We start from the raw sequence: 12,614 nt of genomic DNA on the forward strand, positions 1-12,614 counted from the left end.
AGGCATGGGCACCGATCTCCACGACCAGCGGTACCGCGCCGTCGAGGCGCGCGACCCCCGCTTCGACGGGGTCTTCTACACCGCGGTCCGCACCACCGGCATCTACTGCCGTCCTTCGTGCCCGGCTCGCACGCCGCGCACGGAGAACGTGCAGTTCTACGCCTCGGCGGCCGCGGCCCAGGACGCCGGCTTCCGGGCGTGCCGGCGCTGCCGCCCCGACACCACGCCCGGCTCGCCGGAGTGGGACGTCCGGGCCGACGTCGTGGGGCGGGCCATGCGGCTCATCCGCGACGGCGTGATCGAGCGTCAGGGCGTCGACGGCCTTGCCGAGCACCTCGGCTACAGCTCGCGCCACGTGGGACGGATGCTCACCGACGAGCTCGGGGCCGGCCCGCTGGCGATCGCCCGCAGCGCCCGGGCGCAGACGGCGCGCATCCTCATCGAGACCACGTCGCTCCCGCTCGCCGACGTCGCCTTCGCGGCCGGGTTCGCCTCGGTCCGTCAGTTCAACGACTCCGTCCGTCAGGCCTACGACCTCACCCCGTCGGAGCTGCGCCGTCGAGGAGCGGGCGCGCAGCAGGCGGTCGCTGCAGGTCCGCTCAGCATCCGGCTGGCCGTGCGGCAGCCGTTCGCCTCGGAGCCCTTGCTCCAGTTCCTCGCCGACCACGTCGTCCCCGGCATCGAGGCCGTCGACGGCCGCACGTTCGCGCGCACCCTGCGCCTCCCGCACGGTCATGGCGTCATGGCGCTCACGCTGCTCGACTCCCACGTGGAGTGCCGCCTCGAGCTCGACGACCTCCGCGACGTCGCCACCGCCGTCGGTCGCGCCCGGCGCCTCCTCGACCTCGACGCCGACCCCATGGCGGTCGACGACGTCCTGGCCGCGGACCCGCTGCTCGCCGGCTCGGTGCTCCGCGAGCCGGGTCTGCGCGTGCCGGGCAGCGTCGACCCCTTCGAGACCGCGGTCCGCACCGTCGTGGGCCAGCAGGTCTCCGTCGCGGGCGCCCAGACCGTCACGGGCCGGCTCGTCGCGGCGGTGGGGGAGCGCGTCAGCGGCGCCCTCGCCGAGCAGCACGGGCTCACCCACGTGTTCCCCTCGCCGGAGGCCGTCGCCGCGGCCGACGACGAGGCGTTCTCCATGCCCAAGGCCCGGGCGCGCGCCGTCCGTGGAATCGCCGGCGCCGTCGCCGACGGGTCGCTCGACCTGTCCGCCGGCGCCGACCGCGCCGAGACCCGCGCCCAGCTGCTCGCCCTGCCGGGGATCGGGCCCTGGACGGCCGACTACGTCCTGATGCGCGGCCTCGGCGACCCCGACGTCCTGCTCTCCACCGACCTCGTCCTGCGTCGTGTGCTCGAGGCCCACGGCGTCGACGCGCGACGTTCTGCCTCATGGGCGCCATGGCGCTCGTACGCGGGCCTCCACCTCTGGCGCACCGTCACCAACCCCGAACCCGCCCCCGAGAGGACCACGCCATGAGCACACGCTGGATCGACTCGCCCATCGGCGGCCTGCGCCTGCACGTCTCGGCCGGCCTCCTGACCGCCATCGACTTCGACGCCACGCCTCGCGGCGCCCGGGTGGAGGACCCCCTGCTCGACACCGTGGAGCGGCAGCTCGACGAGTACTTCGCCGGGCGGCGCACCGAGTTCGACCTGCCGCTGGCCAACGACGGCACGGAGTTCCAGCAGAAGGTGTGGGGGGAGCTGCAGCGCATCCCGTTCGGCGAGACGGCCAGCTACGGGCAGATCGCCGCACGCCTCGGGTACGAGCCCGTGGTCTCGCGCGCGGTGGGCGCGGCCAACGGCGCCAACCCCATCCCGGTCGTCGTCCCGTGCCACCGGGTGATCGGCTCCAACGGCACGCTCACGGGGTACGCGGGCGGTCTCGAGCGCAAGCGCATCCTGCTCGCGCTGGAGCAGCCGGGACTGTTCTGAGGTCGGTCGTCACCTGTCGTTCGTCTTCATCGGGCATCATGCCCTCATGGCGAAGAAGAGCGTAGACGTGAAGACCGAGGCCAAGAAGACCAAGAAGGCAGCCCGGAAGGCGGCCGACAAGGTCGTCGAGGCCGTCTCCGAGAAGGTCGACAAGGCGTCCAAGAAGACCGACAAGCGCGTCAAGGAGCTCCAGGGCACCGTCGCGCGGCTCGAGGCCAAGGTGACCCGCCTGGAGGCCAAGGTCGAGGACTGGAAGAGCGAGGCCAAGAAGCACAAGGGCAAGCGCGCCGAGCTGAAGAAGGCGCTCCAGGACGCGCAGCGCAAGCCCGCCGGCAAGGTCGGCCCGGACACGCCCGTCGAGTCCGTGGCCCCGGCGCCCGTCAAGGCCGCGCCCGTCGTCGCGAAGATCCCGGCCCCGGCCACCTCGCCGTCCGGCCCCGTCACGCCGAAGATCCCGGTGGGATCGCCCACGGCGTCCACCACCCCCGACGCCACCTGGACCATCACGCGCCTGCGCGCGGTCGCGCGTGAGCGCAAGGTCGTCGGCTACTCCCGCAAGTCCAAGGCCGAGCTCCTCGACGCCCTGAAGTGACCCCGCCTCAGAGAGACCCCGCCCCGGGGCGGTGACTTGGCGTCCGTTCGGAGGCCACAGAGGCCTTCGAACAGACGCCAGCTCACCGCCGCGGGGACGGGCACCCGGGACGGGACGCTAGGTCACCGCCCGGGCGGATCAGCTGGCGCGGCGCAAGCTCTGCGAGAGCCGCTCCGCCGCCGCCGCGACGGCGGGGGCGTGCATGCGTCCGGGCTGACGGGTGAGCCGCTCGAGCGGGCCCGACACCGACACGGCCGCGACGACCTTGCCGGAGGGGGAGCGGACCGGCGCCGACACCGACCCGACGCCCATCTCGCGCTCGCCCACGCTCTGCGCCCAGCCACGACGGCGGACGGCGGAGAGCTCGGCGGCGGAGAAGGTGGCCTTGAGCAGGCCCTTGTTCATGCGCTCGGGGTCCTCCCAGGCGAGCAGCACCTGGGCGGCCGAGCCGGCGGCCATCGTGAGCTGGCTGCCGACGGGGATCGAGTCGCGCAGGCCGGTGGGACGGTCGGCGGCGGCCACGCACACGCGGAAGTCGCCCTGACGGCGGAAGAGCTGGGCGGACTCACCGGTGATGTCGCGCAGGCGGGCCAGCACGGGTCCGGCGGCGGCGAGCAGACGGTCCTCGCCGGCGGCCGCGGCCAGCTCGCCGAGGCGGGGGCCGAGGATGAACCGGCCCTGCATGTCGCGGGCCACGAGGCGGTGGTGCTCGAGGGCCACGGCCAGGCGGTGCGCCGTGGGGCGGGCGAGGCCGGTGGCGGTCACGAGCCCGGCCAGGGTGGCCGGCCCAGGCTCGAGGGCGGCGAGCACGAGGGCGGCTTTGTCCAGGACCCCGACTCCGCTAGAGTTGTCCATACCTTGATATTGCCGTATCGCATCGTGAGACGCAAGTGCATGATGGTCACGGAGCGGTCGCACCTCGAGGACGTATCGACGAGGACTCGGCCACGGCGCCGATCGAAGGAGTTCACATGGGCAAGACACTGGCAGAGAAGATCTGGGACGACCACGTCGTCCGCCAGGCCGACGGCGAGCCCGACCTCCTCTACATCGACCTCCACCTCATCCACGAGGTCACGAGCCCGCAGGCCTTCGACGGGCTGCGCCTCTCCGGCCGCCCCGTCCGTCGACCCGACCTGACGCTGGCCACCGAGGACCACAACATCCCCACGACCGACCTCGACAAGCCCATCGCCGACCTCGTGTCGCGCACGCAGGTCGAAACGCTGCGCCGCAACGCCGAGGAGTTCGGCGTCCGGCTGCACCCCATGGGCGACATCGACCAGGGCATCGTCCACGTGGTCGGCCCGCAGCTGGGCCTCACGCAGCCCGGCATGACGATCGTGTGCGGCGACTCGCACACCTCCACGCACGGCGCGTTCGGCTCCATCGCGTTCGGCATCGGCACGAGCGAGGTCGAGCACGTGCTCGCCACGCAGTCGCTGTCGCAGGCCAAGCCCAAGATGATGGCCGTCGAGGTCGACGGCGTGCTGCCCGAGGGCACGAGCGCCAAGGACCTCATCCTCGCGCTCATCACGCAGGAGACCACCGGCGGCGGCCAGGGCTACATCGTCGAGTACCGCGGCGAGGCCATCCGCGCGCTCTCCATGGAGGAGCGCATGACGGTGTGCAACATGAGCATCGAGTGGGGTGCCAAGGCCGGCCTCATCGCCCCCGACGAGACCACGTTCGAGTACATCCAGGGCCGGGCCCACGCGCCGCAGGGCGATCAGTGGGACGAGGCCGTGGCCTACTGGAAGGGCCTCGTCACCGACGACGACGCGCACTTCGACAAGATCATCCGCATCGATGCGTCCGAGGTCACGCCGTTCGTCACGTGGGGCACCAACCCCGGCCAGGGCGTCCCGCTCTCGGCCAACGTGCCCAACCCCGAGGACTTCGAGGACGAGTCGGAGCGCATCGCGGCCGAGAACGCCCTGAAGTACATGGGCCTCACCGCCGGCACGCCCATGCGCGAGGTCAGCGTCGACACCGTCTTCCTCGGCTCGTGCACCAACGGCCGCATCAGCGACCTGCGCACCGCTGCCGAGCTCATCAAGGGCCACACCGTCGCCGAGAACACCCGCATGCTCGTGGTGCCGGGCTCGGTGCGCGTGCGCCTGCAGGCCCAGGAGGAGGGCCTCGACGTCATCTTCAAGGAGGCCGGCGCCGAGTGGCGTGGAGCGGGCTGCTCGATGTGCCTGGGCATGAACCCCGACCAGCTGGTGCCGGGCGAGCGCAGCGCGTCCACCTCCAACCGCAACTTCGAGGGCCGTCAGGGCAAGGGCGGTCGCACGCACCTCGTCTCGCCCGAGGTGGCCGTCGCCACCGCCGTGCTCGGCCACCTGGCCGGCCCCACCGACCTCGCCGCCGTCGAGACCGCAGGAGTCTGATCATGGCGCCCGCTGCTCACCGAGCCTGTTTCCCATCGTCGACCTGCTCCAGCTCGACGAGTGCACATCCGCTGAATGAAGGGCGTTGACCATGGAGAAGTTCGTCAGCCATACGGGTGTCGCGGCCCCGCTGCGTCGCAGCAACGTCGACACCGACCAGATCATCCCTGCGGTCTACCTCAAGCGCGTCACCCGCACGGGCTTCGAGGACGGCCTCTTCGCCGCCTGGCGCAACGACGAGAGCTTCGTGCTCAACCAGCCCGCGTACAAAAACGCCACGGTCCTCATCGCCGGTCCCGACTTCGGCACCGGCTCGTCCCGCGAGCACGCCGTGTGGGCGCTGCAGAACTACGGCTTCAAGGCCGTCATCAGCCCCCGCTTCGGCGACATCTTCCGGGGCAACTCGGGCAAGGCCGGACTCCTGGCCGCGCAGGTCGACGAGAAGGTCGTGCAGCGCCTGTGGGACTACGTCGAGGAGAACCCCGGCGCGTCCGTGAGCCTCGACCTCGAGACCCGCACCGTGAAGGCCGGCGAGGGTGTCGACGCCATCGAGGACTCGTTCACGATCGACGACTACACCCGCTGGCGCCTGCTCGAGGGACTCGACGACGTGGGCATCACGATGAGCCACGAGGACGACATCGAGGCCTACGAGGCCAAGCGCCTCCCGTTCAAGCCCGCCACCCTCGGAGCCTGAGCCACAGTCCCACCCGCGCCCGCCCCACCCGATTTGTGACCGTCTTGCGGTTCTGAAGGCCTCAGAACCGCAACAAGGTCACACATCGGGGGGACGGGCAGGTCGGGGCGTGGCTACTTCGTGACGGCGGCGTGGATCTGGGCCAGCTGCTCGGCCATGGCGGGGAGCTGCTTCACGAGCTCGATCTCCTCGGTGAGGTCGGTCAGGACGCCCTTCACCTCGGCGAGGAGCACCTTGACCTCCTCGAGGGTCGTGTCGACGCTGCCGAGCGTTCCGTCGACGCGACCGAGCACGCCGTCGACGTTGACGAGCACCTTGTCGGCACGGTTGAGGATGGCGGCGGGGTTGCCGGGGAGCAGGGCCATGGAGACCTCCGTGAGGCGGGACGATCGGTGGGTCGGACGAACGTACCGCTTCGACCCCTCCCAGGTGCAGCATCCGGGACCGCCGAAGGAATAGGCTCGCCCTCATGGATCGACGTCAGCTTCCGCGCACCACGCGCTGGATCGTCAGGTTCCTGCGGCCGATCTTCATGGTCACCACCAAGCGCGACTGGCGCGACGTCGACAAGTTCCCCGAGGGCGGCTTCGTGCTCGCCCCCAACCACGTGTCGCACCTCGACCCCTTCCTGTTCTCGCACTTCCTGGTCGACCAGGGCATCGCCCCACGCTTCCTGGCCAAGGACACGCTCTTCAACATCAAGGGGATCGGCAAGATCCTGCGTGGCGCCGAGCAGATCCCCGTCTACCGCAGCTCCCAGGGCGCGGCCGACTCGCTCCGCGCCGCCGAGCGGATGGTCCTCGACGGTGGCGTCGTGATCATCTACCCCGAGGGCACCATCACGCGCGACCCCGACGGCTGGCCCATGACGGGTCGCACGGGTGCGGTGCGCGTGGCCCTGGCCACCGGCAAGCCCCTCGTCCCCGTCGTGCAGTGGGGCCCGCAGGCCATCCTCTGGCCCTACACCAAGGTGCCGAAGGTCTTCCCGCGCAAGACCATGCACATGCGCGTCGGAGATCCCGTCGACCTCAGCGACCTGGCCGACCAGGAGCTCACCGAGAAGGTGCTCCACGAGGCCACCGACCGTCTGATGGACCGGCTCACCGCCATGCTGGCCGACGTCCGGGGAGAGCTGCCCTCGGGGCCGCGTCTCGACGTCCACACGCTCAAGCACCGCACCAACTACAAGCCGAAGGAGCTGTGATGGCCAAGACCACCGTCATGGGGGCCGGGTCGTGGGGCACGGCCTTCGCAGTCGTGCTCGCCGACGCAGGGAACGACGTCCACATCTGGGGGCGTCGCGCCGAGCTCTGCGAGGGCATCAACACCCAGCACCGCAACCTCGACTACTTGCCCGGCATCGAGCTCCCCGAGACGATCCAGGCCACCTCCGACGCTGCCGAGGCCCTCGCCGACGCCGACGTCGTGGTGCTCGCCGTCCCGTCGCAGCAGCTGCGCGCCAACCTCACGGACTGGGGCAAGCACATCCCCGACCACGCAGTCATGGTGAGCCTCATGAAGGGCGTCGAGCTGGGCACCCACAAGCGCATGAGCGAGGTCATCGCCGAGCTCACCGGCGCCGGACCCGAGCGCATCGCCGTGGTGAGCGGTCCCAACCTCGCCAAGGAGATCGCGATGCGCGAGCCCGCGGCGAGCGTCGTGGCGTGCGAGGACGAGGCGGTGGCACTGCACCTGCAGAAGCTGTGCCACACGGCGTCGTTCCGCCCGTACACCAACACCGACGTCATCGGCTGCGAGCTGGGCGGCACCACCAAGAACATCATCGGCCTCGCGGTCGGCGTGTGCGTCGGCCTCGGCTTCGGCGACAACACCAAGGCCTCGGTCATCACCCGCGGCCTCGCGGAGACCGCGCGCCTCGGCATCGCCATCGGCGCCGACCCCATGACGTTCGCCGGCCTCGCGGGCATGGGCGACCTCGTGGCCACGTGCTCCTCGCCGCTCTCGCGCAACCGCACGTTCGGCGAGAAGCTCGGTCAGGGCATGACCGTCGAGGAGGTCACGGCTCAGACCAAGCAGGTGGCCGAGGGCGTCAAGTCGTGCCAGTCGGTGAGCGAGCTCGCCAAGATGCACGGCGTCGACATGCCCATCGCCGAGCACGTCGCGGCGCTCATCGCGGGGGAGATGGACCCCGAGCAGCTCGTGAAGGCGCTCATCTCGCGCGAGGCCAAGTCGGAGTGACGGCTACAGGACGTCGAGGCAGCGCTTGACGTCGGCCCAGATGTCCTCGACGTCCTCGATGCCCACCGAGAGGCGCACGAGGTCGGCGGGGACGGCCTGGGGCTCGGCCGCGTGCCTGCGGCGGCGCTCCCACGTGGACTCCACGCCGCCGAGGCTCGTGGCGTAGGTGATGACGTCGCCCATCTCGGTGATCTTCTGCGCGGCCTCGGCGCCGGCGGCCACCTCGAACGAGATGATGGTGCCGAAGCCGGGGTAGCGCACGCGCTTCACGCCGGAGTAGCCCGTGAGCCGCTCGGCGAGCGTGCGGGCGTTCTGCTCGGCCCGGTCGAGCCGCACGTGCAACGTGCGGAGCCCGCGGGTGGCGAGCCAGCACTCGAGCGCACCGGGGATGGCGCCCAGGTTGCTGCGACGCGCCTCGATGACCTCGTGCGCACGGCCGCCCTGCGTGACGACCGCGCCGAGGATGACGTCGCTGTGGCCGGAGATCAGCTTGGAGGCCGAGTGCACGACGAAGTCGGCGCCGAGCTCGAGAGGTCGCTGGCGCAGGGGAGTGGCGAAGGTGTTGTCGACGGCCAGGGCGGTGTCGGCGCGGCTGGCGACGCCCGCGACGGCCTTCAGGTCGGCCACGTCGAGCATGGGGTTGGTGGGCGACTCCATCCAGAGGAGGGCGGCCCCCTCGGCAGCCGTCTCCATGGCGTCGAGGTCGGTCACGTCGACGAGGCGCAGCTCGAGCAGGCCCCGACGCGCCCGGTCGGTGAGCTGGACGAGGGTGCCCGAGTACGCGTGCTCCGGCGCCACGACGATGCCGTGGAGCGGGACGAGGTCGATCACGGCGGCGGCCGCTGCCTGCCCCGAGGCGAACGCGAGAGCCTTGCCGCCCTCCAGCGCTCCGAGCGCGGTCTCGAACGCCTCCCACGCAGGATTGCCGTGTCGGCCGTACTCGGAGTCGCCCCCCGGGACGAGCGCACTGGCCAGCGTGATGGGTGCGTTGAGGGGTCCGCCCGGGGTTCGGGCGGGGCGCCCCGCGCCCACGGCGAGCGTGGAGAGCGACAGGTCGGGTCCGGACATGGCTCCATTGTGCCTGGGCCGTAGAGTGCGAAGCCATGAGTCAGACCACATCGTCGGCGGGACGCACCCGCGTGGCAGTCGTCTACGGCGGTCGTTCCAGTGAGCACGGGGTCTCGTGCCTCACGGCGAGAAACATCATCGCCGCCATCGACGCCGACCGTTACGAGGTCGTCCCGGTGGGGATCTCGGCGCAGGGGCGCTGGGTGCGCGAGGAGCTGCCTCTCACGGTGGCCGAGCCGGGCGCCCTGCCGCAGGTCGATCCCGACGCCGAGCCGTTCGCCTGGGAGGGCCTGTACGACGTCGACGTCGTGTTCCCGCTCCTGCACGGACCGTGGGGCGAGGACGGCACGCTCCAGGGGCTCCTGGAGCTAGCCGATGTCCGCTACGTCGGTGCGGGTGTGCTCGCCAGCGCGGCCGGGATGGACAAGCCGTTCACCAAGGCGCTCTTCGCCGCCGGCGGGCTCCCGCAGCTTCCGTACGTCACGATCCTGCCCGGCCGCTGGCACTCTGAGCGCGGCCGCACCCTGGCCCGCATTCAGGCGCTGGGCATGCCGGTCTTCGTGAAGCCCGCCCGTGCCGGCTCGTCCTCGGGCGTCCTCATGGTCTCCAGCGAGGACGAGCTCGACGCCGCCATCGCCGAGGCGGCCACCTTCGACCCCAAGGTCGTCGTGGAGGCCGCTGCGCGAGGCAAGCGCGAGCTGGAGGTGGGCGTCGTCCAGCACCCCGACGGTCACGTCGAGGCCAGCCAGGTCGGTGAGGTCGTGGCCGACGCCGCCTCGCACGACTTCTACGACTTCGAGCAGAAGTACCTCGACGGCACCGCGGCCAACGTGGTGCCCGCCGACATCTCGCCCACGCTGTCCGAGCAACTCCGCGCCTACGCCGTCCAGGCGTTCGACGCGATCGGCGCGGAGGGCCTGGCCCGGGTCGACTTCTTCCTAACCGACAACGGTCTCGTGATCAACGAGATCAACACGATGCCGGGCTTCACGTCCACGTCGATGTTCCCCGTCCTGTGGCAGGAGAGCGGCGTGCCGTACGAGCAGCTCGTCGACCTGCTGCTCCAGCAGGCCCTCTCGCGCCCCCACGGCCTTCGCTGACGCTGGGTCCCGGGGCGGGTCAGTCGGGGAGTGCGGCCACTGCCGGCCGCTCCTCGATGAAGTAGCTGTCGAGGATCTGCTGACGCACCTGGACGCCCTGGGCCTCGAGCCGCGCCCGTCCTCCGGGCAGGCGCCCGACCACGCGGTGCCGCCACGTGTTCCCGAGGAACGCCAGCACGAAAGCCCACGGCGGACGGAGCGGCAGGCCGAGGTCGCGCATCCCACGGCGCCCCAGAAATCCCGACAGCATGCTCAGCACCCGCTCGCGCTCGTACCGTCCGCGCAGACCCTGCAGAGCTGACGGCCAGCCGGCGAACACCCGCTCGCGCTGGGCCTGGACCGTGGCCCGTGCGAGCTCGGGCCCGGCGGGGGAGACGTCGGCGGCTGCGAGCAGCACGTGCAGGTTGATGCGGTGACGCTCGCGCTCGTCGTCAGTGAGGAAGTCGGGGTGGACGCCCATGAGCCAGCCGACGTAGCGCCACAGGTGCATGAGGTCGTCGGCCTCGCTGCGGCGCAGCGGCACGCCCAGGACGCGCGAGCCGATGAGCAGCGCCCCGTCGAAGAGCCCGAGCGTGCCCACCTGGTCGGCCATGTTGATGGGGCGACCCCAGCGCTCGGTGTCCCAGTCCGCCTCGTACGAGGCGTTCACGAGGGCGTGCATGGCGCGGACGTGGACGGTGAGGCGCCAGCCCTCGCCGCCAGGGCGCAGGGCACCGGCCGGCGCCAGGCTCATGGTCCAGAGCTGGGTCTCCGCGAGCCGGCGACGGGTCTGGTCGCCCATGAGCCCGCCCGTGGCCACGAGGAGGTCGGTCGGACCGCCGAAGCGGTAGCCGCCGATGAGGGAGAGCTGCAGCAGCACGTCGGCAGCCGTGCGGCCGAGCCGGGTGAAGACCTTCCCGCCGCGATCGACCCGGTCCCAGTCGACCCAGTCGGGGACGTCGTTCACGACGTCCATGAAGGTCCGCAGCGCCGCGGGCGCATCGGGGACGGCGTCGATGCCGTCGTGCAGCGCTGTGCGCAGCTGGGCGTGCGTGACGCGACCCTCGGCTCGCGTTCGCATCGCGTCGGCGAGGGCCGCACCGGGCTCGTCGACCTCCAGCAGCGCCTCGCCGACGCGGGCCATCAGCTCCTCGTCGGTGCCGGCCGGGACGCGACCCAGCAGGCGGAGCGTCCGTCCCAGCCGCGCTCCTCGGGCCTCGGCCTCGCGGAACCGCGACGGGAGGGCGGTGGACGGGCGGCTCTCTGTGGTCTGCGTCATGCTCCCAGTCTGATGCGAGCAAATGCTCGTATACAATTCGCGTTGTGCGCAAGGTTCCCCGGCAGGCCCGCTCCCGCGAGATGGTCGAGCGGATCGTCGCGTCCGGACGCGCCGTCCTGGCCCGCGACGGCTACGACCTCTTCTCCACCAACCGCGTCGCCGAGGCCGCAGGGGTGAGCCCGGGATCGCTGTACCAGTACTTCCCGGACAAGTCGGCGATCCTCGAGGTCATCGTCGACCGCTACCTCCAGGAGGTCTCCGACCGCGTGACCGCTGCCTTGGCCGACCAGCTGGGCAAGCCACCGGCCGAGCTGGCCCGGGGGACGGTCGACGCGCTGCTCGCCGCGATCGAGGCCGACCCGGTGCTGCTGCGCGTCGTGCACGAGGAGCTGCCGGGGCGTCAGGTGGTGCAGGCTCGGCGCGCCATGGAGCGTCGGGTCCGTGAGCTGGCCCGTGCAGCGCTCACGCTCCAGGGAGCCGAGCCCGGACGCGACACCGCCATGGCTGCGTGGGTCGTCGTGCACGCCATGGAGGCACTCTCGGTGCAGTGGGTGCTCGACCCTCCCGACGCCACGCGCGAGCAGGTCGTGGAGGAGCTCGCCGGGCTGGCGGAGAACTACCTCAGCGGGCGCACCCAGGAGCCGGGTCCGGCTCCCCGATGACGCGGATGTGCTTGTCGAGCGTCGGCTGGAGGTCGGCGACGAGCCGCTTGGCCGAGTAGCCCGTCGGCACCTCGAGGCTCACGCGCGCGGGGCGCTCGAGCGACGTCAGCAGGAGGCCGTCGGCGGTAGTGTCCTCGCGCCACGTCTCGCCGGCGAAGGTGCGACACGGCAGGCTCTCGGCGACCGGCTCCACGCCGCAGCGCAGGATGACGGGCGGGTCGCCCCAGGCGCCGGCCAAGGTGTCCTCCACGAGCTGGAGGTCGAGCCCGTCGAGGTCGCCGGGGAGGTCGTGCAGGAGCTCCTCGCAGCGCTCGGTGGAGCTGGAGCTGGCGACGGTGGGGTAGGCGTCGACGTGCACCTGGGAGCACGCTGCGCAGAGGATGAGCAGCAGTGCGGCGAGAGCGCCGCGGGGGCGCAGCGTCAGAGGCTGACGACGGGGCACGTCAGGGTGCGCGTGATGCCCGGCACGGCCTGGACGCTGGAGACCACGAGGGTGCCCAGCTGGTCGACGCTGGGTCCTTCCACCTGGACGATGACGTCGTAGGGGCCGGTGACGTCGACGGAGGAGAGGACGCCCGAGAGGTCGCCGATGGCGCGCGCGACGTCTGCAGCCTTGCCGACCTCGGTCTGGACGAGGATGTAAGCCTGGACGGTCATCGCGGCTCCTTCTGTTGTAGCGCCTGCGGGGGAATGACGCCGTCACGTTACCG

Annotated in this window: 15 protein-coding genes; 9 read left to right on the forward strand and 6 right to left on the reverse strand. The window is 71.5% G+C overall.

Annotation, left to right across the window (positions count from 1 at the left end; genetic code table 11):
- Nucleotides 1–4 precede the first annotated feature (4 nt).
- Genes ASD11_RS04145 through ASD11_RS04155 form a run of 3 tightly spaced genes read left to right on the forward strand, consistent with a single transcriptional unit; the run spans nucleotide 5 to nucleotide 2,527 of the window.
- On the forward strand, nucleotides 5–1,477 hold the full coding sequence (locus ASD11_RS04145) for a DNA-3-methyladenine glycosylase 2 (RefSeq protein WP_056283673.1): 1,473 nt from the start codon (nucleotides 5–7) through the stop codon (nucleotides 1,475–1,477).
- Nucleotides 1,474–1,935 (forward strand): methylated-DNA--[protein]-cysteine S-methyltransferase, encoded by a 462-nt coding sequence (locus tag ASD11_RS04150; protein ID WP_056283676.1) that lies wholly within the window; start codon nucleotides 1,474–1,476, stop codon nucleotides 1,933–1,935. Before ASD11_RS04145 ends, ASD11_RS04150 begins: the two co-directional genes overlap by 4 nt.
- Before the next feature lie 46 nt (nucleotides 1,936–1,981).
- The gene (locus ASD11_RS04155) at nucleotides 1,982–2,527 is read left to right on the forward strand and encodes a hypothetical protein (RefSeq protein WP_056283679.1); all 546 of its coding nucleotides are present in this window, start codon (nucleotides 1,982–1,984) and stop codon (nucleotides 2,525–2,527) included.
- 138 nt (nucleotides 2,528–2,665) lie between these two features.
- Here the strand turns inward: ASD11_RS04155 and ASD11_RS04160 are convergent, their stop codons facing one another.
- Nucleotides 2,666–3,382, reverse strand: coding sequence for an IclR family transcriptional regulator (locus ASD11_RS04160; RefSeq protein WP_056283682.1), 717 nt, complete (start codon nucleotides 3,380–3,382; stop codon nucleotides 2,666–2,668).
- 116 nt (nucleotides 3,383–3,498) lie between these two features.
- Between ASD11_RS04160 and leuC the strand changes: the two genes are divergently transcribed.
- Together leuC and leuD are read left to right on the forward strand one after the other, a co-directional pair.
- A complete protein-coding gene (gene leuC / locus ASD11_RS04165) occupies nucleotides 3,499–4,920 on the forward strand; it encodes a 3-isopropylmalate dehydratase large subunit (RefSeq protein ID WP_056283685.1) in 1,422 nt (473 codons plus the stop codon).
- Between the two features lie 91 nt (nucleotides 4,921–5,011).
- Nucleotides 5,012–5,617, forward strand: a complete 606-nt coding sequence (gene leuD / locus ASD11_RS04170; RefSeq protein WP_056283688.1) for a 3-isopropylmalate dehydratase small subunit — start codon at nucleotides 5,012–5,014, stop codon at nucleotides 5,615–5,617.
- Nucleotides 5,618–5,730: 113 nt separating this feature from the next.
- Here the strand turns inward: leuD and ASD11_RS04175 are convergent, their stop codons facing one another.
- Nucleotides 5,731–5,982, reverse strand: a complete 252-nt coding sequence (locus tag ASD11_RS04175) for a hypothetical protein (protein WP_056283691.1) — start codon at nucleotides 5,980–5,982, stop codon at nucleotides 5,731–5,733.
- Nucleotides 5,983–6,086: 104 nt separating this feature from the next.
- Between ASD11_RS04175 and ASD11_RS04180 the strand changes: the two genes are divergently transcribed.
- Together ASD11_RS04180 and ASD11_RS04185 are read left to right on the forward strand one after the other, a co-directional pair.
- A complete protein-coding gene (locus ASD11_RS04180) occupies nucleotides 6,087–6,821 on the forward strand; it encodes a lysophospholipid acyltransferase family protein (protein ID WP_056283694.1) in 735 nt (244 codons plus the stop codon).
- The gene (locus ASD11_RS04185) at nucleotides 6,821–7,816 is read left to right on the forward strand and encodes an NAD(P)H-dependent glycerol-3-phosphate dehydrogenase (protein ID WP_056283698.1); all 996 of its coding nucleotides are present in this window, start codon (nucleotides 6,821–6,823) and stop codon (nucleotides 7,814–7,816) included. The genes ASD11_RS04180 and ASD11_RS04185 overlap by 1 nt, the downstream gene beginning before the upstream one ends.
- Nucleotides 7,817–7,819: 3 nt before the next feature.
- On the opposite strand, the gene ASD11_RS04190 is transcribed toward ASD11_RS04185, so the two are convergent.
- Nucleotides 7,820–8,884: a trans-sulfuration enzyme family protein gene (locus ASD11_RS04190; RefSeq protein WP_056283701.1), complete on the reverse strand. Its 1,065-nt coding sequence runs from the start codon at nucleotides 8,882–8,884 to the stop codon at nucleotides 7,820–7,822.
- 35 nt (nucleotides 8,885–8,919) lie between these two features.
- Between ASD11_RS04190 and ASD11_RS04195 the strand changes: the two genes are divergently transcribed.
- Complete coding sequence (locus ASD11_RS04195; RefSeq protein ID WP_056283704.1) at nucleotides 8,920–9,984, forward strand: D-alanine--D-alanine ligase family protein; 1,065 nt, start codon at nucleotides 8,920–8,922, stop codon at nucleotides 9,982–9,984.
- A 19-nt stretch (nucleotides 9,985–10,003) separates the two neighbouring features.
- Here ASD11_RS04195 and ASD11_RS04200 read toward each other — a convergent pair whose 3' ends face one another.
- Nucleotides 10,004–11,242 carry an oxygenase MpaB family protein gene (locus ASD11_RS04200; RefSeq protein WP_056283707.1) on the reverse strand — a complete coding sequence of 413 codons (1,239 nt, stop codon included), beginning with the start codon at nucleotides 11,240–11,242 and terminating at the stop codon, nucleotides 10,004–10,006.
- A 44-nt stretch (nucleotides 11,243–11,286) separates the two neighbouring features.
- Between ASD11_RS04200 and ASD11_RS04205 the strand changes: the two genes are divergently transcribed.
- On the forward strand, nucleotides 11,287–11,904 hold the full coding sequence (locus ASD11_RS04205) for a TetR/AcrR family transcriptional regulator (protein WP_200940080.1): 618 nt from the start codon (nucleotides 11,287–11,289) through the stop codon (nucleotides 11,902–11,904).
- On the opposite strand, the gene ASD11_RS04210 is transcribed toward ASD11_RS04205, so the two are convergent.
- Nucleotides 11,864–12,346 carry a DUF3515 family protein gene (locus tag ASD11_RS04210; protein ID WP_056283713.1) on the reverse strand — a complete coding sequence of 161 codons (483 nt, stop codon included), beginning with the start codon at nucleotides 12,344–12,346 and terminating at the stop codon, nucleotides 11,864–11,866. The genes ASD11_RS04205 and ASD11_RS04210 overlap by 41 nt on opposite strands.
- A complete protein-coding gene (locus ASD11_RS04215; protein WP_056283716.1) occupies nucleotides 12,325–12,561 on the reverse strand; it encodes an Lrp/AsnC family transcriptional regulator in 237 nt (78 codons plus the stop codon). The genes ASD11_RS04210 and ASD11_RS04215 overlap by 22 nt, the downstream gene beginning before the upstream one ends.
- Nucleotides 12,562–12,614: the final 53 nt, after the last annotated feature.

The organism is Aeromicrobium sp. Root495 (assembly GCF_001426755.1).
Classification (GTDB): domain Bacteria; phylum Actinomycetota; class Actinomycetes; order Propionibacteriales; family Nocardioidaceae; genus Aeromicrobium.